Genomic DNA, 21157 nt, shown 5'->3' with positions numbered 1-21157 from the left:
ATACTCCTTTTCTATAACAGCAGCTGATGCGTAACAGTCTCTTTTCCGGGGGCGGGCACAAAACCAAGAGCCTGGTAAAACAGGTCCGCGGCCGGATTTTCCGTCCGCAGAGCCAGCACCGAAACATAGGGGCGGCCATGCTCCATTATCGCCTCCATCAGCAGCTTGCCAGCCCCGAGTCTTCTTGCTCTTTGCAGGACATAAACCCGACGCACACGGCCGACCCCGATTGGGCCTCCCTGCTCTGCCGCAAGCAGATTCAAGCCGCCGACTCCGATAACGCTTCCATTATGAAGAGCTACAAAAAGAGCTTCGCCCTCCCGGTCGAAACGGTTGCTTCCGTCTGCGTAATCCTGCAGCAGCCGGCTCACATGCCGGAACCCTTCCTCCATACTCTCCTGAAGCATAGAAGACCAATCATATTCGTTCAAATCCTTCGCTTTACGCACTGCTATGCTTGTCAAATGCTCACCTTGCTCTCTTGTGACAGGTTAGTCACTCTTCATGTTAACAGATACAGGTCTTTCTTTTCACCCCGACCGTTTCCCCGGGACTCAACTTTCCGGTCCCGCTTGACGTCTTTGCCAAGCTTCTTCAAATCGCCGATCTTCTCACAAAGAACAGCGGCTCACCCGCGCCATGGTTCTTAAAGGTCCGTTTGGTTTGCTCCGTTCCCATTGGCTCCAGCTTGTTCATGATCTTTTGCTGCTGTCGTCATCTACCTCCGTTTGCCGATTAAATTGAGTTCCGGTGCATTCCTTGCTTACCAGCCCTTCCGCTGACGCAGCGAGGTAATATGCGCGATATGGTGACGGTTGTGCCAGGCAAAGAAAGACAGTGCTTCATCCAATGACCACAGACCGTTCTCAGGATGATTGTATTGGCGCGCATAGCTTCCGGCAGGCGTCGACTTCAGCAGCATCACCCAGCGGCGGTGCAGCCGGTCGTGCAGCGCCAGAGACAGCTCAATCGGCACACTCTTCGCATCCGGCAGCTCCGCCCAGCTCTGTTCGTCAAACGTCTTCACCATGGGCTGATCTTCCGTGAGCAGCAGCTTGGTGCGGATATAGCCGTTCATGCCCGCATCCGCCAAATGATGGACCACCTGTCTCACTGTCCAGCCATCAGGCCGATAGGGAGTATCCAGCTGCTGCTCCGTTAGTCCCGATACGGCTTGTCCCAGTAAGGCCGGCGCTTGTGCCAGCACGCCGATCAGGCTTGCCCGCCGCACTTCATCCAGCGCGTCCTCACGCTTGAACGCTCCGATCGGGAATCGCAATTGTTCCATTTGGGGCACCACCCTCTCGATTCAATTATTTGCCATCATTATAATCCATAATTATTTAAAACTGAACTATAATAAGAGGAGAGCCCATATTTAGACAGGCTGTTCCTCTTTAGAATCGTGATTCAACCGTTCCCATTGAGGTAAATGCATTCCATACCTGTTTGTAAGCAAAGGAGCGTTTCATACCATGCTGAATCACTATCGGTTAAACAAGCGGGAGACGGTGAGGCTGAGCAGCTTCGATCCCGAAGACACCGCGTCTATCGGCAGTAAAGATGATATCAGGGAAGAATTCGAGCGTCTGAAGGAAGAGCTTCAGGACGAGCAGGAAAAACTGTTCGCAAGCAAAACAAACGGCGTGCTGGTATTATTCCAGGGCATGGACTGCAGCGGGAAAGACGGAGTTATCAAGAAGGTGCTGGCGAACCTGAATCCCCAGGGATTCCGGGCGGAAAGCTTCAAGAAGCCGACTACCGACGAGGCGGCGCATGATTTTCTCTGGCGCACACACAAGGTTACACCGGCCAAAGGCTACCTGACTTCATTTAACCGCTCGTATTATGAGGATGTGCTGATTACCCGTGTCCACGGATTGATTGACGAGAGAGAGGTCAAGTCCAGACTGAAGCATATCCGCCGCTTCGAGAAGCTTCTGCAGGGCAGCGGAATTGCCGTAATCAAAATTTTTCTGCATATTTCCCGTGATTTTCAACTAAACAAGATTAAAGACCGGCTGGAAAATCCCGAAAAGCTGTGGAAGTTCGATCCGACCGATCTGGAAGAACGCCGGTATTGGAATGACTACCAGCAGGCTTACGAGGATGCCTTCTCCGCAACCGGCACGAAGGATTGTCCCTGGCATATCGTGCCGGCCAACAACCGCTGGTTCCGCGATTATCTGGTGCTGAAAATTATCGTCAAAGCAATGCGCGACCTGAAGCTGTCTTATCCTAAGGTTGATCTCGACGCTTCCAGCCTGTTCAATCTCGAAGAACCGCAGAACTGATCTTTATCTTCGCTGTACGTACAACCCGCTGTCCTCCGACCATTCCGCATAGACGACGTCCGCAAGTCTGGTTATGCCTTGGGCCTGCAGCTGCCCAAGCAGCCAGACTTCGTCGCGGCCGATCGCATGAAGCTCATCCTTCTCGACAAAGCCCTTATCAATGAGGATCCGGCTCAGATATACAGGTTCCTCAGGAAGCTTAAGATCCTTGCGTGTGATATTCTCCGCAGCAGACGATTTGAGCACACTCAAATTGCCGTTGGTTTCGAAGATCGCATAGGCTACATCCCGCAGGCTGAAGACCTCCTGCTCCCGCAGCAGCATTCCGACCTGGTGCATATCCAGATTATTGCGCTTCATGGCCTTCTCGTCAATTTTTCCATCCCGTATAATAATATCCGGTCTGCCGCTCAAAGTTGTGGCCAGCTGCGGGAAGATCTCCGCGACTTTTTCCAGCGCAAGCGATAATACCATCCATAGGGCAAGAGCGAACAGCAGCTCCCCATATCGGACTTCCCTGTCATAAATGGTGTTCCCGACAAGCTCGCTCAACATCAGGGACGAGATAAAGTCAAAAGGTGTCAGCTGTGAAATTTCCTTCTTCCCCAGCAGCTTGGTCATGATCCATAATCCAACAAATGCAGTGACCAGCTTGACTGCAATATACGTATAATCCATAGCGCTTCCCCATTTCAGAATATCCCGTTTATGCATCCTATACCCGTTAGGGGAACGGGGTGAACCGGAACACGGCTTGAGACCATTTCCCACCTTAATAAGAAACGGTAAAAGACGACCATTGACGGTAAAACCAGTGACTCTCACAGAAACATCGGAAAAGGAAAACTCATCTTATGCGTTCTGGAATTTCAAAAAACAGACAGAGCCTTGAACCAGTGCGTTCATTCCCTGTCTGCTGTCTTTTATTTGGTTATGGCGCGCTGCCGGAGTCCCCTGCCGCTTCTTTCACAGTCACATCCAGGCCGCTGACTCCAACCTTGTACCCAAGAGGCTCAAGCGTCTGCTTCAGCGGGAGCATCACCATGGAACGGTAGCGGGGAAGATAATTCATATAATGATAGCCTGCCCAGATCCGTTTCTTGCCGGAGCGGACCTGTACGGACTGCTCTCCTTTGCTGACCTTGACCGCGGCGCCATCCTGCTCAAGACGAAGACCAAGCGTGCGCGTAAAGTACGTCTGGTCGGCATATACCTCATCGCCTTTACTGTAAATAAGCCCTCTGTAGGTGAATAGCTGCTTGGTCTTCGTCCCCTGAATGCTATGCGGTTCAACCTTGCTTAAATATTTCGGACCCGTGATCGTCCCGCTGTATGCGGAAAGCACATCCTTCTCCGTCGTCACCGAATAATCGTTAATCCGCCGATCGGCGTTGTATTCGGCTGTATTGTTGACATCGAAGTAGAAGACCGCCTTTACGCGGGGGTACTTGTGCGGCAGTTCGCGGTAGAAGCGGCTGATCTTATCCGCAGCGAACGCGAGGTCTGTCTTCTCGTCGGTAACCGAATAATGCGTCGCCCCATATTCCGAGACCATTATCGGTTTGGTGCGGCTGAAGCGGTTATAGACGAAGTTGAGGAGATCGAGCGGATCCTCAAAGTCGGAAGAATGAAGCCGGCTGTCGTTATGGTATTTAACGCTATAAATATTAACTCCGACCCAATCGACATAGTCGTCCCCCGGGTAGAAGCTCTCTATCGTTTCCTCGGGGACCGACAGGACAGCCCAGACCATGACAATGTTAGGCGCCCTTTCCTTGAATATACCCTGCACCAGCTTCCACTTCTCCATATATTTCTGCGGATCGCCGCTGTAGGCCGTCCACGTCCCGTTCATCTCCGAGGCGAACCGCATGAATATGGGCACGCCGGCCTTGCCGGCTTCATCGGCAAAGCCCTGCAAATAGGCATCATCGAGCACTTCATCAAGCCCGCCATTGGGCTCGAATGCGATATGCGGCACAGCGCCGATGGACTTCACCTGCTCCACCCATTTGGCCGGGAACGGCTGGCCGTATCCGACATATTTGAAAAAGCTGGCGTGGGGGCGGCCTGTCCGTTCGTTAAACGTCTTCATGCTGAATTCGATGGCGGGGTTCTGCAGCACATAGCCGCCCAGATAAATACCTTCGACCGGCTCTGCCTTGGCAAGCGGGTAATCGCTCAGGCTGGTGCGGATTGTCCAGTCCTTCTTATCTACAACCCGGTATTGGTTATAGCCTACATATCCGAACATCGCCAGCTGCATCAGCATGACCAGCCCGCACAGAATCCACAGCCAAACCGGCCGTTTACGGCGCTTTGTGTCTGTTACAATCACAGTTTGTTTCCCTCCAACGCAGCTTTCTTGGATCTATGTTGTTGCGCACTCCTGCTGAACATTGCGACGTAGACCACAAGTCCGAGTATTCCTCCGATCAATGCCCCTGTCCATGAACGGGTCAGGGAAACCGCAAGCGGGGAATGAATATGCGTGAAGGTATTCATCATGGAGCAGAGGCCGATCGCCGCCACCGGAAGGACAATGGCGCCCCTGTTCCGATAGGCGAGCAGGCATGCGGCAGCCATGAGCAGCGGATGGCCGATCAGCCATTCCTTCGTCCGCGGACGGATGCCGAACCAGTCTGTCAGCTGCTGGCGCAGCTCCGCTTCAAAGGGAAGCACCAGATCGCTGTTGCCCGTGCGGGCAAGCAGGAAGACCAGCAGCACCGCGGCGGCAAGCACGGCGGCTCCGCCAAGCCATAATCTGCGTGGCTTCAAGGAGCTGCGGCCGCCCTTCAGAGCTCTGGAAGTACGTTTGGGCCATATGCCGCGCCAGCCGCCATCGACCAGCAGACAGGCCGATATAAGCGCAATCGGTCCGATATACAGCAGTTTGACACCGCGGAACAGATCGACATACGCCAGATAGGAGATATCGCTTAGAAGCGCAGTTACGTAGACGATGCCGGCCAGGGTGATGGCCAAAGCACCGATATATGACGCAATCGCCGAAATGATCGGACTTTGCGGCCGCTCTCCCCGCTGCCGATCTGCAGCCGAAGCGTGATGGAAGCTTCGCAATCTTCCGCGAAGCCACAATACCGCAGCCGATGGCGCCGATACGGCGCCCCACAAGGCGATGACGCTCTCTATCCGGCCATCCCACGGCGCAGGCGCGAATAACCATGCCGCCAATAGAAGCAAAGTCGCCGCGGCCACGACGAACACGACAGCTCTCTGCAGTGTCCGCGTTAAAGCGCCGAACAGGCAGCTGCCCAAAAGCAGGAACAGGGCTCCTATTCCGATAACCGGAATGGCTCGCGGCAGCTTGCCGGGAGCTTCCATATGACCGGTAATCGGCTTTGCCCCGCCAAAAGTTTTAAATTCGGGACCGAGCTCTGCCCGCAGCGTCTCTATGATGCTTTGAGCATGGTCCTGATAAGTACCGGAGGCTTCTCCCCCATTATCTTGCAGACTGCCTGGCGATTCAGGCATATATGTAATAAGGCGGATTCCCCGTTCACGGACGCCAAGCTCAAAAGCGTCGGCAGCTTCTCTGACCGGCATTGACGCAAGCTTCGGCATGTCGAAGAACAAACTGCGGATTGACAGATAACCGCTTTGCCGCGAGAGCTCAAGCGCCCCTCTCTGGCTTTTCACCAGAACGGAATGGAGCCCGTTGTCCACAATGCTACCTGCAAGCGGCCCCAGCTTGTCCGGGTAGCCCGGAATCTCCATTCCCGCGAACTGGACGCGGTCAATTCCGGCATCCGCGAGCCCGCGGAACAGCTCCTTTATTCGCGCCTCATCCTCGGGAACAGCCTCCGCACGGACATAAGCGGTAACCTGCAGGCCCTCCTGACGCAGCGCGGCTGCCGCAGCGCGATACGGCTCAGGCAGCTGTCCATCCGGGCTTGCCTGTTTCCCCGGCAGCAAGGCTGTATCCAGCATAACGGTCGTTGCTCCCGCCTGTTTCCAGCGCTTCGCCTTCGGCCCGTCCGCTTGTCCCTCAGTTCCCAGAACCCAGGCTCCGGGGACGGCAATCTCCAGCCGTCGGTCGTTATGCTCAGCCTTCCAGCGCTCCGCAAGCAGCGGCAGAGAGCCCAGCACGGTAACAGCCAGCAGGGCAAACGTTATTATTTTTACAATCTTTAACAAAATAACACCTCAAATTCGCAAAATTATTCCTTATTATACCATAATTAAAAAGATCACTCACGGCTGATTCAGCTCTTATCCGGCTCGCGGGATACGGTATGCTTCTCCGACAGCACGCCCTTGTAGCGGAAATGCTGCGGGGAGACACCGTGGATATGCTTGAAGAGCTTCGAGAAATAAAAAAGCTCCGAATAGCCGACGGCTTCCGCTATTTGCGTGATGGTCATCGAGGTTTCGGCCAGCAGCACCGTCGCCCGCTCCATACGGATCCTGGTGATAGTCTCCTTCAGCGAAATTCCCGTATACTGCTTGAACAGCCTGCTTAAATAACGGGGGGAGCATTCGAAGACATCGCCTATTTGCCCGGGTGTCAGCCGCTCGCGCATATGCTGGCGCATGTAATCGGTCACCTTCTGTATCCGCTGACGGTTCATCCGGGAGACAGGCGTCTCCTGCTCCTGCAGCTCCGTCTCACGTATAAGACGGATCATGATCAGCCTGAGCAGCAGGTCAAACTCTTCTTCCTTCCATTTGCTCTCCCAGCGATCCACCTCCAGCACCCGCAGCAGATACATTTCCAGCCACTGCGGGTCCTCCAGACACAAATAGCGAGGCAGCCCGGATTGTCCGGGCGCAAGCCTTCCTTCCGGTTCAAACTGAAAGTGAACATAAATGACGGTCAACCGGTCATCCGGCTCGTGGCGGGCCTGGATGACGTCCCCCGGATAGAGGAGCACAAAGGTGCCCCGGCTGACGGGATAAGCCGTTCCGTTGATCTGGATCATTCCCTGCCCTTCCATCACATACCAAATGTCATAATCCTCCATGGGGGCAGGAGGGTCCCAACGCCACTCCGGTTCGCATACCGCTTTGCCGCAAGCGCCCGCATTGTTGAAATGCCAGCTTCCTATATCCTCCATACCAGGCTCCATCACTTTTCCCCCATTTCTTGCCCTTATGCCGTTTCCTACAAAAATAAAGCCTTTTCCGCCATTTGGATCTGCCCCCTGATCGGTTAAATTGGAGATAGAAACCAACCACAAAACGGGAGTTGAAGCAGATGAGAAAAGTTGCCGTCAATCCGCAGGAAATCAATGAACGGCTGTATCCGATCAAGACTGTACACACTCCGCTGGCCTCAGGAGCTGAATTCACCGGAGAGCACATCAGACAGTTCTACGAGCAGGGCTTCCTGGCCATTGAGAACATGCTGTCGGATGCGGAAATCCAATCCGCTGTGCAGGCAATCTCGGATATTATCGGCGATCCCGACACGGGTGCGCAAGTGGAATTCGTCAAACCGCGGAGCGAGCTTGCACCCGGTGAGGAGATGGAGCTGGCCGTCCGCAAGGTCCACAACTTTGTCGATGTGGAGCCGCGGCTGCGCGTCCTGGCCGGGCATTCAGGTATTCTTGCCATCATTGAGCAGCTGCTGGGAGAAGCATCGAAGCTGGCCCAGGACATGGCTCTGCTCAAGCCTCCGCACGGCGGCGGAGAGAAGCCCTGGCACCAGGACATGGCTTACGGTCCGCTGGCCTTCGACAAGCCGGTGATAGGCGTGTGGATTGCCTTGGACGAGGCGGGTATTGATAACGGCTGCATGCATGTGATCCCCCGCTCCCATATGATCGGCGCGACGCCTCATTACGCCGTCCGCGACTGGCAGATCTGCGATACCAATGTCCCTGTGGACCGGGATGCTGCCGTACCTCTGAAGCCAGGCGGCATTCTGTTCTTCCACGGCCTGACCTATCACGGAACGCCATACAACTTCTCGGACAAACGCCGCCGCGCGCTTCAGTTCCATTATGCCCCGGAATCGGCGGTCAAGCTGAGACCGCAGGAATATAAACGGATTTTCACCAATGAAATGACCAAAGCGGAGTGCTGAAGCGACCCAAGCAGGGAAAATCAGCGGTGTGACAGGCGAACTGCTGCACAAGCAGCAGGAAGAAACGGCTGAGATTCGTCCCCTGGCGGCTCCCGCAAAAAGCTATTCTCTCTGAAATATCGGAAAGGACAGGATAAAATTTATACCTTGCCGGTATTTTTAAAAGAAACGGCTTCGCCGTTTTTTGGCGGCGCAGCAAGTTTCTTCGCTCGACATATAAGCAAAGTATAGGTCAATTTCATACTTGCTTGAATATCAAGAAGAATCGGCTGTGCCGTCTTTTTGGCGGCAGAGAGAGTTTCTTCCCTTAGAAATATAAGCAAAGTATGGGGGAGTTTATACTTGCTTATATTTTTAAAAAAGGGTTTATGGACGCTGCAGATTATCGTCTGCCGGCAGCCATAAACCCTTTTTATGTTCCTCCACAGCTCAAGCTCCCGCTGACTGGCGGACTCTATTGCTCCGCTCCGTAGAAGAGGATGCCTTCATTCCTGCCGACGGCAGTCAAATGATCCCGGGCCTGCGCGTACTCCTCAACTGTGTGGAGATGCTCGAGCAGCAGCGGGATTTCGCCCGGCAGCTTGTTCAGCTCGCGCAGATATGTTCCGTAATCCAGATTCCCCGTTCCCGGCAGCGTCTCGTCAAGGTGCAGGGACAGCTTGTTGCCCAGCTTGATATCTTTGGCATGACAGCTCACGATATAAGGGCCCAGCAGCTCGAAGCAGCGTTTGATCAGTTCTCCGTTATTGAAATATTGACGCGGCGTCAGAATGATATTGACGGGGTCCAGATGCGCGGCAAACTGCGGCCGGTCCACAGCCTTGATCAGATCGAGGCAGGCCTCCGGACTGTCCGGCAGCACCCACTGCATAAATTCCAGCGCAAACCTGGCTCTCTTCGGCTTCACCGTATCGATCACGCCGCGGACGGTATCGACCGCCAGCTCGAAGCCTTCCGGCGACAGATTGAACGGGTGCGGATCATACTGCGTATTGGCAGCGGCGGAGCCGATATATGTAATGCAGCACAGCGCGCCGACCTCTTCCGCCAAATTCAAGCGCTCATAAGCAAAATTGAGGTTGCGCCTCCTCCGGGCCTCATCCGAGTCTACGAGATTGGACCAGCAGCCGACCTCCGCGATCAGGATGTCCTCCCCGGCGAAGGCATCCCGTATGCTGCGGATGCCCGCCGAATCGCTTGCTTCAACCTCCGGGCAAATCGCGGCGCGATAGCCGAATTCACGATATGCCCGGGCCAGCTGCTGCGGATCTCCGACAGCTCCAGGTATGGATCCTCCAAGTCGAATCATGGTTTCCCCCCTTAATCTACGGTAATCGTATCATGCAAATGAACGATCACTGCCCCCCTGCCGGCGGCTTCATACTGCTCCAGATGCCAGGCATGCAGGACGCGCTCATAGCCCTTGTCCGCAATCCACTTTTGCAGCTGCTCATAGGTTTGGAATATTTGACTGATTTGTCCCCGATGATCCGTAACCGCATACGATTGCGGCGGCACTTTCACCGCTTCCATTCCTTCTGGGACAGACAAAATATCCTCCACCTCCGCGCAGGCCCAGTAGCCTTCCTCCGACTCTGTTTCGCTGCTGACATAAAACGCGCCGTACAGCTTCTCCGGCTCCACTCTGCCGGCAATCTCCTCCCGCCGTGCCCGCAGCCGTTCAAAGGCCGGCGGAATTTGCTCCGCGTATCCCGCGGCATCTGCGGCCGCCACACGAATACCGATCAGCTTCAGCTCCGGCAGCACTACCACCTTCACATCCCGCTCCTTCAACGGAAAATAGACCTCCGTCCTGCCCGAGAGCTGCAGTGCTTCACTCATTATTTCAAAACGCGGCTTTTCAGTATCCAGATGATAGCGTGCGAGATTTTCCGGTTTGCCGAAAAAATCCCAGAATGCCGCAGCCTGGCCGGCTTCAAAGCTGAACGATACATACTCATCCCCCATGAGGGTATAGCCCATCATTCCATCAGGAACATCCGCGATGCCCGTCACAGGCACGGCTGCGAGCAGCCCCCCGGGGATAATGACCAGATACTGGTCTTCCCCGGTGCGGTTTGCAATCTCGGCCGCCCTCGCACTCAATTCCCCGCGCAGTTCCGGTTCCTTCTTCAGCCCGTCCCGACTCAGCAGACCGACCAGATGGATCTTCTCAATCACAACCGTTCTAACCTGCATGGATGGTTCGGTTTCGCTTTGCCTCGTCACTTCCGGAATCCCCCTTAAACGTAATTATGCATGTTCGCTTCTGTTAGATTGCTCCAAAAGCGGCGAATACATCATAAGTGCATGATTTTCCGTAATATATTCATCGTCATGCAGCTCCCCATCGAGCCGGTAAACCCGCCGGTGAAGCACATTATGTCTGACGTAGCTGCCCCAGAATTCCTGTGTAATCCGGTGATCCTTCTCGTATACCTCATAGGTGTACACCTGCTGCTCCGTCCCGCGCCATTCGCCCTTTAATTGATGGTCTCTAACCTCAACCTTAAGCTGATACGAAGATTCCGTCGGATTATGAATCCTCAGATCCAGATAATTATAAGCGCAGGTTGCGCCGCTTCCGAACGGCTGCGTCCGGTTGGAATCCGGGAACACATCGTAGCTGTGGCGATGACGTTCAATGACGGACAGCGGTGTATGCAGCGTCATCCAATAGATCAGATTGGAGAGCTGGCATAAGCCGCCGCCAATGCCCGGTTTGTAGCCGCCATAGAACAGCACCATTCCCGGCATATAGCCCTTGCGCTTGCTGGGGCTGCCAATCAGCCGCCAGTAAGACATCGTCTCGCCGGGACGGAGAATCAGCCCGTTCAGCCGCTTTGCAGCCAATTGCAAATTCGTTTCCTTGTTATGCTGCAGCCACATGTCGACATCCTTCAGCTCCCGCAGGGTTGGCGTTTCGTGCCGAAAAACGCAGTGCGCCAAATCCATCTCCGAGAATGTCCCGGCGAGTGCTGTGCGGTCCAGCACCCACTGCAGATACCTTTTCCACATAAAATAGGTTCGGCCTGCCGCCAGTCTCATTCTTGATCTCGGCATGGGTCTCTTCATGATTTCACCGCCTCCTTCGGATGAGCTACTTACTACTAACCTCATGGAGCAGGAAAGAAGCAAACAATCGCCGGCCTCCCTATTGATCCGGGTCTGTCTGTTTTGCGGCATTGCGCGCGAAGAAGGCCTCAATTTTCTTGCTAACGAGGATGGAAGCCGCAAGGAACACAACCACATACAGCACTTGAACCGGATGCTCCGCATAACGGGACAGGTCATAGCCGATATAGGAAACGGCGAACACCATGATGGCTTTACCGATTGCAAGCGCCGCCGCAAACGACCGCAGCCGCATTCCGGCCAAGGCGGCGGCAATGTTGATCACAACAAAAGGACCTACCGGAAACAGGCTGAGCAGCATCACATAGCTGAACGCATTGCGGCGGGCCCATTCCATGCTGCGTTTCACCTTGGGCTTATCCGCAAAACGCTGCATGTAAGGGTGGCGGGCAATTCTTCTGACAATCAGGAAGGTCGCCGTGCAGCCCAGCATGAGGCCCAGCCAGGAATAGAAGAAACCAAGCCACAAGCCGTACACGGCAGCGTTGACTCCCACGATAACCAGCGTCGGGAGCGGAGGGATGAAGGATTTCAGAAACGTCAGGAGGATGCCCGGAAGCGGCCCGAATGACCGGTACCGCTCCATTAGATCCTGCAGATTGTCTTCCGTAAGCAGCGACGATATATCCATCTATGAGCACATCCTGTTTATCGTGTTGGCGATTCTTTCTTCATTTTACCAAATAAACCCTTGGAATACGCAGGCAATCCGGATATTCTTCTGAACCGCTCCATACAGCAGCAGGCAGCCCAAGGAAAACTCCCGGCTGCCTGCTTGTTTATCAAGGACGATTAACATCGTCCATCTGTCTTAGTTATTCGGGGCCGGCATCAGAAACATGAGCAGCACAATCGCTACTACAATGACCCCGACTATTATATATATGCTGTTTTTCACGATATCACCCCTTTGCGCGAGCTGGACTTGCCGTCATTGAATTTCTTTCCGGCCGAAAATATAGATCCCCCATAACGCAAAGACCGCGAATGTTGCAACCGGCATGACAATGGACAGGAACAGATCGCTGTTATCCATTCTGAATTCGATCGTTGTCATGAACAGCTTGAAAAGCGAGTAATCATACACCATCTTGAAAAGAGGCACGTAATTGCCCAAAGAATGGAGAATCTGATCGACGAAAAGGAAAAACAGGATGGAAAAGCCGATTGTTTTGCCGTTGTCAGCCAGAACAACGGCGGCAAATGCGGCGATGGATGCGAAAGCGGCGGCAAACAGGACGGTGAACCCGAGCGTTCTGAGCACATACGCTATCGTGGAAATTCCCGTGGGCTGCCCGAATCCGGACAACAGGCCGGCTTCGCTCATCAGAATTTCGATGACGATGCTGAGGACAGGAGCCAGCAGGGAGGTCAGGCCCACACCAAGCGAGTAAATCATAAGCTTCGAAACGTAAACCTGCCTTCTGCTGTTCCCGGCAGATACGGTTCTCTTTAACACGCCGGAGGAATATTCGCTGGAAATGAAAAACCCGGCCAGAAGGCCCAGCGAAATTTTGAGAAAAAATTGATTCATCATCATCGCGTTCACATACATTTGGATTCCGGTGAGCGTGATGCCCGCTCCCCCGTCCTTCGGATAACTCCAATAAGTAAACAACGGAAAAATGACCGCCGCCGCAACCATAAAAAAGCAGATGATACGGAACAGGCCGTTCTTCCTCAGCTTGTACCACTCCGACGCTATCAAATGGCTCATGCTCCGCACCTGGCGATCCGCTGGACAAAATAGCTTTCCAGATGCTCCCCCGTCGGCGTAAACTGCTCGATTTCGAGACCTGAGGCTGCCAGCATGGATGAGATTTTGCCCGGATGCCCGACAGGGTTGAACAGCCGGATGATGCCATCCGGCATCACTTCGAATTCGGCACCTTCAAGCTCCCGCCCCATCACCTCGGCAGCCCGCCCGGAATCGTCCACTTTGATTTGCAGATACTGCCGGCACTTCCCGCTCAGCTCTTTCAATGTCAGCTGCTCCAGCAGTTTTCCTTGATGAATGATTCCATAATGCGTAGCCAGCAGATGTAGCTCGCTTAAAATGTGGCTGGAAATCAGGATAGTTATCCCGCTCTCAATGTTCAGCCTCTTTAACAGCCCCCTTAGCTCTACGACGCTCATCGGGTCCAACCCGTTCGTGGGCTCATCGAGAATAAGAAATTCCGGTTGTCCCAGCAGTGCGATGGCAAGGTCAAGCCGCTGTTTCATTCCCAGGGAGAAATCTCCCGCCAGCTTCCTGCCGGTCTCCTGCAGCCCGACCATCGCAAGGGTTGCCTCAATGGCTTCCTTATCCCTGATTCCCTTTTGCAGCCGCTGTACTTCCATGTTCTCGTAAGCGGTCATGAACGGGAACAAGGCCGGGCTTTCAATCGTTGTGCCTATGCGCGATCTGGCCCCCATGATCTCCTGCGTTCCGCTGTTCCCGAACAGCTCGATCGAGCCGCTTGTCGGGAAGGCGAGTCCGGTTACAATCCGCATAAGCGTCGATTTGCCCGCTCCGTTTTGCCCGATAAAACCGTAAATGCTGCCTCGGCGTATGGAAAGATCGACATGGTCCAGCGCGTTATGACCCCCGTATTCCTTGGACAGCTGATTCGTTCTCAGGACGTAATCGCTCACTCTGACGGCAACTCCTCTCTTATTGATGGTTTCGATCATTCCACTCCTGATCCTCACCCCGGCCTTCATATTAGCTTGTCAAGGTTAAGAACCAGGGGCGCCGCGTTTAAATTTGGGTTAATTTTCACCGCTCTATCTGCGCACAAAAAAAGAGGCTGAAACCCGCTTCAGCCCCTTTTTGCTCCTGCATTCATTTTTGGATCCATATTTTCGTTCCGTGCTCATTGGTTTCAATTTCCCAATGAAGCTGCATTTCCTGCAGCATGAGACCCGCTATCGACAGACCGATCCCGGCTCCTCCAGCAGCTGATTCAACGTGCATCCCCGGCCCGCGGTCTTCAATGATAATCCGTTCCAGCTGCGCATCGGCGCTTATCCCGATATATTTTCCCTGTTTGGCATGAAGGTTAATATTCTGATAAAGATTGTCCAGTATTCGTTCTATCCATTGGGGATCGATCTCCCAGTGAAAAGCGGTTTCCGGCCATTTCAATTCAATGCAGAAGCCCATATTCTCAAAAGCGGGGTACCAGCCGGTGAAGGAGGCCTTCAGCAGGCGGATCATATCTGTCTTCACCGGGCGGTACGGGTACTTTCCCGATGTCAGCAATGTATAGGAAAGAAGATTTTCGAGCAGCTGCCCGAGATGACTGATTTTATGATCGATGGCGTCCAGCGACTCCCGCCCCTTCGGACTTAAAGCTTCTTTCTTCAACCGGTAGGCGTGACCCCTGATCGCAGTTAGAGGCGTTCTTAAATCATGGGACAGATTGGAAATCAGCTGCCGCCTAAGCGCTTCCTCCTCTTTTTCGCGCTGACGGCTGATTTCAAGCTCATGAACCATTTTGTTGAAGGAATCCCCCAGCTGGCCAATCTCGTCTCTCTTGTCAATGCGGATTGGAAGAGGAATCCCGTTGCCGGCCGGCTTGGCCATCGCTTCCTGCAGATGCATCAGTCTTTTTCTTATTTTGTAAAAAAACAGCCAGGAAATCAGAATAAAGACACCCAGGATCGTTACGATTGCGATCATATAATTAAGATAAGGATTGTATTCGCTGAAGTTTGGGAAAACACCGACGGACACCACCAGGATCAGGATTGGCAAAAGCGTCACCGTCAAAAAATTAATCAATAAATAGGGATTCAATAACGATTTTTTCGGTTTCATTGCTTTACCCTGTAACCCAGGCCGCGGATTGTCTCCACAATTTCGGGGGAGCCCGGATTCAGCTCCAATTTTTCCCGAAGATGCCGGATATGGACCAATAATGTTTTATCCCCTTCGATATAGGGCTCGCCCCAAACCGCTTCATAGATTTGTTCTTTCATCAGAATCTGATTCGGATGGCGCAGGAAATACATCAATATTTGATACTGCTTGCCTGTCAGCTTGATTTCCTCGCCCGTCCGGTCGTCCCTGACCGTGTTCTCGGACAGGTTGACGCGAATATGCCCAAGCATGACCGTATTCGAAGGTACCGAGCCCGACCTCCTCAATAAAACCTCCACTCTCGCAGCCAGCTCGTCGGGATGAAACGGTTTGGTCAGATAATCGTCCGCAAACTGCAGGCCCTGAAGCTTGTCGTCTACAGCCGATCGTGCGGACAGCATGAATACGGGTATTTGGGGAGATTCTTTTTTCAGGCGCTGTCCAACCGTGAAGCCGTCCAGGCCGGGCAGCATGACGTCAAGGATAACAAGATCATGGTTGCGGCCTTCCTTGTCCGCCCCTTCGCCCGACATGAGCCATTTCACTGCAAATCCCCTTTGCTCCAGCTCTTCCACAACCCAGCTTCCGATTTCCGGATCGTCCTCTATGTACAATATCTTTTTCATTATTCATCACCTTGGTTTATCGTATCATACAATCCACTCATCGCCCATTCCGCGCTTCGCCGGATGCGAGAGCTCTCCCCTTATGTTTCGATAGAAAAAAGACACCCCGCAAAGGTGCCTTGAGATGTCTTATTCCGCCTGACTGCCGTTACCGCAATCATCAAACCAGGCTTACGTTCTGAGGCGTCTTCTGGCCATAAACTGTTTGTACTGAAAATAAACCACGCAGCCGATGCAGGCTCCCAGCAGCGCAGCTCCGGCGGCGATCACCAGCAGCACGGCAAACGCATAACCCGCAATGGTCCAGCCAAGAGCAAATGACGCCAGCGACAGTGTAAGGAACAAGACCGCCAGCGTGTTGTTGAACCTTTGCAGCTCCAGGGCTTGCGTTTCCCGGCCAGCTACGGTCAGGAACGGCTTCGCGATCCAGACAAACAGATTCCATTGTCCCCCAAGCAGCAGACCTGCAATCTGAATGACCCAAAGCGCGGCAATGATCCATGGCTCCTGAAAAATAAAAGCGGCGGCAGCCAGCAGCACAATTCCCGCCTGGTTGGCCTTAATATAGGGCATCGGCACTTCTTTCACCGTGCCACCTCCCCTGTTCGTTCAGATAATTCCAACTTAACCGATTTGAATTATTAATTCAATACCTGTTTATTGGGGGAATAAAGGAGAAGCCCGGATATTCGACGACCGGCCATTTCTCCTTGCGCAGCGCATCAAGCAGTTCCGGTCCGACATGCAAATTGCTCTCCACCAGCTCGCGGGGCGTCAGCGCCATCCACTGGTTGAGCGATACGTCAACAAAGCGGTCACTCTTGAACATCTCCAGAAACCATAAGGTCTGAGTACCTGTGTTCTGGATATAATGCCCGTATGCAAACGGCACATAGCCCACATCCCCGGCTCTGTAATCGAAGGTCCGGGCGATCCCGTTGCCGGCAAATACGGTCATGCGCCCCTGCCCGGTGAGATAATACTGCCACTCGTCATTATTGGGATGCCAGTGAAGCTCCCTCATGGCTCCCGGTTCAATCTCTACCAGAGCGGCAGCGATCGTTTTGGCCGCGGGAAAATTGCTGGAGTCCACGATCCGCACGCTTCCGCCAGGCGTCTTGAGCGGGGTCTGGGCCAGGAGCTTATGGGTGAAGCTTTGCGGAACGGTTCCATACGGCGACTGGACCGCCTGGCTTTCCAGCGAGCCTGGAATGCTGCCCTGATAAATGTAGACCTGACCGGATGGAATAGCGTCAAAGGCATGCTCCGGCACGCCGAAATTCGCGGAAAGCACCTCTTTGGGCGTGTGCGCGAACCAATCGGATATCGAGAGGGTATTCAGATCGGAGAAGCTGCCGTCGTCAAAGACCAGCAGAAATTCGCAGCCCTCTTCCAGCCCCTGAATGGAATGGGGGATTCCGGCGGGGAAAAACCAGAGGTCGCCCGGCCCGACATCGGCAATGAAGTTGCGCCCATTCTGGTCAACCGAGGTAACCCGCGCACAGCCCCACAGCATATAAGCCCATTCCGCCTGCTGATGCCAATGCAGCTCGCGAACGCCGCCCGGAGTCAGGCGCATATCCACGCCCGCAAGCGTAGTCGCAATCGGAAAATCCCGGACTGTAATTTCCCGCGACCAGCCTCCTTGATTCAGCTGCATATGGGTATCGGAGAATGAGAATTTCATATTCGGCAGAAGACCTGAATCCGTGACTGGAGGAACAAGCATATCCGGGTTCTCCAGATCGCGCATAATATCGCGCGGCCCCGGGTCCGTTGCTCCCGCTCCATCACTGCGGCGTATAGGCTCCGGTATTTCGACTTTTTTGCCCCTTAACTGATTCGGTGTATCTTCCATAAACAAATTCCCCTCCTGTTCAAATTGCGCTTTTTGCCCCATAATCAATCTGCAGCTTATATGTTGTCTCCGGTCCGGTATCGGGATCACATTTAATTAATTTATGAGGCGGGCTTCAAGGTTATGTGCCCCGCCGATGCCATTCTCAAATAGATACCGGCGATTGCCGGTTGACAAAAACGCTCGCGCAGGAGTATAACAATAATAATCCGAAATCCTGAGAAATTCGCTGATGGGAACAGGTGCGTTTGAGCCGGGCAATCCCCAGAGAGTTGGCATGCCGCTGAAAGCCAACGTTTGCCGTCAATTGACATATCCTCCCGAAGAAGCCGTGCTGAACATTCCTTCAGGGTGCTGCGCCTTGGCGCGCCAACCGGTCCCGTAATAGCGGGACGCGAGGGAAGCAATAAGCCCGGACGGAATCCGCCGTTACACGGAGCGCGTATGCTGGTACGCGACTAAGCGCCGGTCGCAAGCTCTATGAGGGCTGACGACGGAACTAGGGTGGTAACACGAGATGCATCTCGTCCCTTGAGGGACGGGGTTTTTTTGTATATTTGGCGTATTTTTATATTCATAGCTGGAACAAGAAAGCGAGGCGAGGCGCAAATGGCAAATGAATCCCTTCACACGAACAGCTATACCGTGGGCCTTACCGAGATTGCACAGGCCCAAATGCATGTCAAGGAGGTTGCAGCAAGAACCCCCCTCCAGCACAACCGCGTGTTATCCGCCCGTTATGGCTGCACGGTACTGCTCAAACGCGAGGATCTGCAGGTGGTGCGCTCCTTCAAGCTGCGCGGCGCGTACCATATGATGAAGTCGCTGCCTGCCGAGCGGCTTGCCCGCGGCGTTGTATGCGCCAGCGCCGGCAATCATGCGCAGGGCGTAGCTTACTCGTGCCATGCGCTCGGGATTCCCGGGAAGATATATATGCCCAGCACAACGCCGCGGCAGAAGGTGAACCAGGTCGCTTTCTTCGGCGGCCCCGACGTGGAGATCATCCTGACCGGAGATACCTTCGATGATGCCTTCAATGAAGCGATTGAAGCCAGCCGCAAGGATGATCTGGCTTTCATCCATCCCTTCGACGATCCGAAGATCATTGCGGGCAATGGAACCATCGGCAAAGAAATAATGGAGTCAGTCGAGGCGGCGCCGGATTTCATCTTCCTTACTATTGGCGGCGGAGGTCTTGCCGCAGGCGTCGGAGCTTATGTCAAGACGGTATCGCCGGGGACGAGACTGATCGGCGTTGAGCCGGAAGGTGCTCCATCCATGCGGGTATCGATGGATGCCGGCGAGGTGAAGACGCTTGAGACGATCGATAAATTCGTAGACGGGGCAGCTGTCAAACGGGTTGGCAACCTGACCTTCCGCATGTGCCGCGAGCTGCTTGATGATGTGCTGCTTGTGCCCGAGGGCAAAGCCTGTACGGCGATGCTTGATCTCTACAACGAGAATGCCATCGTCGCGGAGCCTGCCGGCGCGCTGCCGATTGCCGCGCTGGATCTGTACCGCGATCAGATTGCCGGCAAGACGGTCGTGTGCATCATCAGCGGAGGCAACAATGACGTGGACCGGATGCAGGAAATCAAGGAGCGCTCTCTTATATTCGAAGGATTAAAGCATTATTTCATGGTTAATTTCCCGCAGCGCGCCGGGGCTCTTCGCGAATTTCTTGACGAGGTGCTCGGTCCGGAAGACGATATTACAAGATTCGAATATACGAAGAAGCACAACAAGGACAACGGTCCCGCACTGGTCGGCATTGAGCTCAAACACCGGGAAGACTATGAACCGCTGGTCGGGAGAATGCGCCGGAAGGACCTGCAGTTCCTGGAGCTGAACAAGGATCCGATATTGTATAATCTGCTTATCTGAGAATAGCTGCAGCGGCTGGTAGTCCTTCAAATAAAGAGGCCGCCGGGAGCGAACCGTCAAGGACGTTTCGCCCCCGGCGGCCTCTTTTTAACATCCCGACAGAATAATCTTGCAGGATGAACGGTCTTATTGGCTGTTATTGAAAAAGTTGCATCTTTTGTCCGCTGACGCTCGTTTAATAAATAATCAGCTCCCTGCCTGACGGATGCCCTCTTCTTGGACTTTTGCCCCAACTTGCATATAATGGGAGGAGCACATTCGATCCTTATAGGAGTGAGTACGATTCGCAAAACATGGTTTGGACCGGAGATCATCCTGTTTTCGGCGATTCTGTTTCTGGTGGAATTTATGCGAGGGGCCATGCTGATCAGCTTCCTGCCGATTTTCGGAGAGAAGCAGCTCGGTCTCACGCTTGATATTATAGGCGTTGCGATCACAGCCCACTATCTCATTGATACTCTGCTGAAAATGGCGATCGGGTATCTGCTGGACCGCTTCTCCATCCGTTTTGTTGTCCATATCGGTCTCTTGTTCTCGCTGGTCGGCGTGCTGCTTTTTCAATTCGCTTACCAGCCCTGGATTTTCATTGTGGCCGCAGCCGTCTATGGGGTAGGCATCTCCCCGATATGGATCGTCTGCCTGACCAAGGTGTCCGACGATCAGCGCGCCACCCAAATGGGCTTTCTGTACACCATCTGGTTTATCGGTCTCGGCTCCGGCCCCATCGTGTGCAATATCCTGCTTGATTACAGTACGAAAATACCCTACTACCTGCTGCTGGGGCTTTCATTTGCCGCCTGGATTCTGGCTATGTTCATCAGCAACCGTCAGAACAGCACAGTGACTTCCCTGCCCCTGCGTGAGCAATTCGCCATCCTGAGAGACCGTCTGCGCCACATGCGCCTCCTGCTGCCGGGCATGGTGCTGCAGACGATGGGAGCCGGCATGCTCGTGCCGATTCTGCCCAGCTTCGCCGAGGACCATCTGGGGATGAGCGGCACGCAGTATTCGTTTCTGCTGCTCGCCGGAGGCGCATTTACCGTGATCAGCCTCATTCCGCTTGGCCGTTTGTCGGACAAGCTCGGCGGGAAGAAATGGTTTCTCGTGCTTGGCTTCGGCGGCATCGGACTTGGTCTGTATCTGATCGGGCTTGCTCCGCCCTTATGGGAGAGCATCCTGCTGGCCAGCGTGCTGGGGCTTTCCTATGCAACGCTGCTGCCGGCATGGAATGCGCTGCTTGCCAACTATGTCCCGCCCAGGCAGCAGGGCCTTGGATGGGGTATCTTCTCGACCGTTGAAGGCATCGGCGGCATGATAGGTCCTGTCGTTGGGGGCACACTTGCCTCCTGGCACGGCGAGTCGCTTGTCATATGGGTCAGTGCGGTTATGTTTCTGATTATTGGATTCTTCTATATATGGTTCCCGTTCCGTGCGTTCGCGGATAATGGCGCCCGTGTGGAATAGCAG

The 21157-nt window shown here is 54.0% G+C and carries 20 protein-coding genes; 4 read left to right on the top strand and 16 right to left on the bottom strand.

Translation table 11 applies throughout. The features are described 5' to 3' along the window. Positions 1–11 precede the first annotated feature (11 nt). Positions 12–464, bottom strand: a complete 453-nt coding sequence (locus AC0YOB_RS17165; RefSeq protein ID WP_475793817.1) for a GNAT family N-acetyltransferase — start codon at positions 462–464, stop codon at positions 12–14. Positions 465–763: 299 nt separating this feature from the next. Then, positions 764–1288 carry a YfiT family bacillithiol transferase gene (locus AC0YOB_RS17160; RefSeq protein ID WP_475793816.1) on the bottom strand — a complete coding sequence of 175 codons (525 nt, stop codon included), beginning with the start codon at positions 1286–1288 and terminating at the stop codon, positions 764–766. A 187-nt stretch (positions 1289–1475) separates the two neighbouring features. Here AC0YOB_RS17160 and AC0YOB_RS17155 point away from each other — a divergent pair, with 187 nt between their 5' ends. Then, entirely contained in the window at positions 1476–2294 is an 819-nt protein-coding gene (locus AC0YOB_RS17155; protein ID WP_475793815.1) for a PPK2 family polyphosphate kinase, read from the top strand. A gap of 3 nt (positions 2295–2297) precedes the next feature. Here the strand turns inward: AC0YOB_RS17155 and AC0YOB_RS17150 are convergent, their stop codons facing one another. The 4 genes from AC0YOB_RS17150 to AC0YOB_RS17135 all read right to left on the bottom strand — a co-directional run bounded on the left by AC0YOB_RS17150 (position 2298) and on the right by AC0YOB_RS17135 (position 7384). After that, positions 2298–2972 (bottom strand): DUF421 domain-containing protein, encoded by a 675-nt coding sequence (locus AC0YOB_RS17150; protein WP_475793814.1) that lies wholly within the window; start codon positions 2970–2972, stop codon positions 2298–2300. Positions 2973–3225: 253 nt separating this feature from the next. Then, positions 3226–4632: a glycoside hydrolase family 26 protein gene (locus AC0YOB_RS17145; RefSeq protein ID WP_475793813.1), complete on the bottom strand. Its 1407-nt coding sequence runs from the start codon at positions 4630–4632 to the stop codon at positions 3226–3228. Continuing rightward, positions 4629–6452: a DUF5693 family protein gene (locus tag AC0YOB_RS17140; protein ID WP_475793812.1), complete on the bottom strand. Its 1824-nt coding sequence runs from the start codon at positions 6450–6452 to the stop codon at positions 4629–4631. Before AC0YOB_RS17140 ends, AC0YOB_RS17145 begins: the two co-directional genes overlap by 4 nt. A 68-nt stretch (positions 6453–6520) precedes the next feature. Next, on the bottom strand, positions 6521–7384 hold the full coding sequence (locus AC0YOB_RS17135) for a helix-turn-helix transcriptional regulator (RefSeq protein WP_475793811.1): 864 nt from the start codon (positions 7382–7384) through the stop codon (positions 6521–6523). Positions 7385–7512: 128 nt separating this feature from the next. On the opposite strand from AC0YOB_RS17135, the gene AC0YOB_RS17130 reads away from it, so the two are divergent. Next, positions 7513–8343 (top strand): phytanoyl-CoA dioxygenase family protein, encoded by an 831-nt coding sequence (locus AC0YOB_RS17130; RefSeq protein ID WP_210043020.1) that lies wholly within the window; start codon positions 7513–7515, stop codon positions 8341–8343. A gap of 454 nt (positions 8344–8797) precedes the next feature. Here the strand turns inward: AC0YOB_RS17130 and AC0YOB_RS17125 are convergent, their stop codons facing one another. The 10 genes from AC0YOB_RS17125 to AC0YOB_RS17080 form a co-directional block, all read right to left on the bottom strand. Beyond that, complete coding sequence (locus AC0YOB_RS17125) at positions 8798–9652, bottom strand: sugar phosphate isomerase/epimerase family protein (RefSeq protein ID WP_475793810.1); 855 nt, start codon at positions 9650–9652, stop codon at positions 8798–8800. Between the two features lie 11 nt (positions 9653–9663). After that, positions 9664–10572, bottom strand: a complete 909-nt coding sequence (locus AC0YOB_RS17120) for an effector binding domain-containing protein (RefSeq protein WP_475793809.1) — start codon at positions 10570–10572, stop codon at positions 9664–9666. A gap of 24 nt (positions 10573–10596) precedes the next feature. Beyond that, positions 10597–11418, bottom strand: a complete 822-nt coding sequence (locus AC0YOB_RS17115) for a VanW family protein (protein WP_475793808.1) — start codon at positions 11416–11418, stop codon at positions 10597–10599. 79 nt (positions 11419–11497) lie between these two features. Beyond that, positions 11498–12109 (bottom strand): TVP38/TMEM64 family protein, encoded by a 612-nt coding sequence (locus AC0YOB_RS17110; RefSeq protein ID WP_210043029.1) that lies wholly within the window; start codon positions 12107–12109, stop codon positions 11498–11500. A 300-nt stretch (positions 12110–12409) separates the two neighbouring features. After that, positions 12410–13195, bottom strand: a complete 786-nt coding sequence (locus AC0YOB_RS17105) for an ABC transporter permease (protein ID WP_475793807.1) — start codon at positions 13193–13195, stop codon at positions 12410–12412. After that, positions 13192–14112 (bottom strand): ATP-binding cassette domain-containing protein, encoded by a 921-nt coding sequence (locus AC0YOB_RS17100; protein WP_475793806.1) that lies wholly within the window; start codon positions 14110–14112, stop codon positions 13192–13194. The genes AC0YOB_RS17105 and AC0YOB_RS17100 overlap by 4 nt, the downstream gene beginning before the upstream one ends. Before the next feature lie 190 nt (positions 14113–14302). Next, on the bottom strand, positions 14303–15280 hold the full coding sequence (locus AC0YOB_RS17095) for a HAMP domain-containing sensor histidine kinase (RefSeq protein WP_475793805.1): 978 nt from the start codon (positions 15278–15280) through the stop codon (positions 14303–14305). Next, entirely contained in the window at positions 15277–15951 is a 675-nt protein-coding gene (locus AC0YOB_RS17090) for a response regulator transcription factor (RefSeq protein ID WP_475793932.1), read from the bottom strand. The genes AC0YOB_RS17095 and AC0YOB_RS17090 overlap by 4 nt, the downstream gene beginning before the upstream one ends. A 168-nt stretch (positions 15952–16119) precedes the next feature. Then, positions 16120–16536 carry a DUF4395 domain-containing protein gene (locus AC0YOB_RS17085; RefSeq protein WP_475793804.1) on the bottom strand — a complete coding sequence of 139 codons (417 nt, stop codon included), beginning with the start codon at positions 16534–16536 and terminating at the stop codon, positions 16120–16122. Positions 16537–16594: 58 nt separating this feature from the next. Then, positions 16595–17806: an oxalate decarboxylase family bicupin gene (locus AC0YOB_RS17080; RefSeq protein ID WP_475793803.1), complete on the bottom strand. Its 1212-nt coding sequence runs from the start codon at positions 17804–17806 to the stop codon at positions 16595–16597. 609 nt (positions 17807–18415) lie between these two features. On the opposite strand from AC0YOB_RS17080, the gene ilvA reads away from it, so the two are divergent. Then, the gene (ilvA, locus tag AC0YOB_RS17075) at positions 18416–19690 is read left to right on the top strand and encodes a threonine ammonia-lyase IlvA (protein ID WP_475787623.1); all 1275 of its coding nucleotides are present in this window, start codon (positions 18416–18418) and stop codon (positions 19688–19690) included. A gap of 273 nt (positions 19691–19963) precedes the next feature. After that, a complete protein-coding gene (locus AC0YOB_RS17070) occupies positions 19964–21154 on the top strand; it encodes an MFS transporter (protein WP_475769750.1) in 1191 nt (396 codons plus the stop codon). The last annotated feature ends 3 nt before the right edge of the window (positions 21155–21157 follow it).

Source organism: Paenibacillus sp. JT31N17 (genome assembly GCF_056269255.1).
The sequence above is the reverse complement of the archived record's forward strand: the minus strand, read 5'-3'. Positions and strand labels throughout refer to the sequence as shown.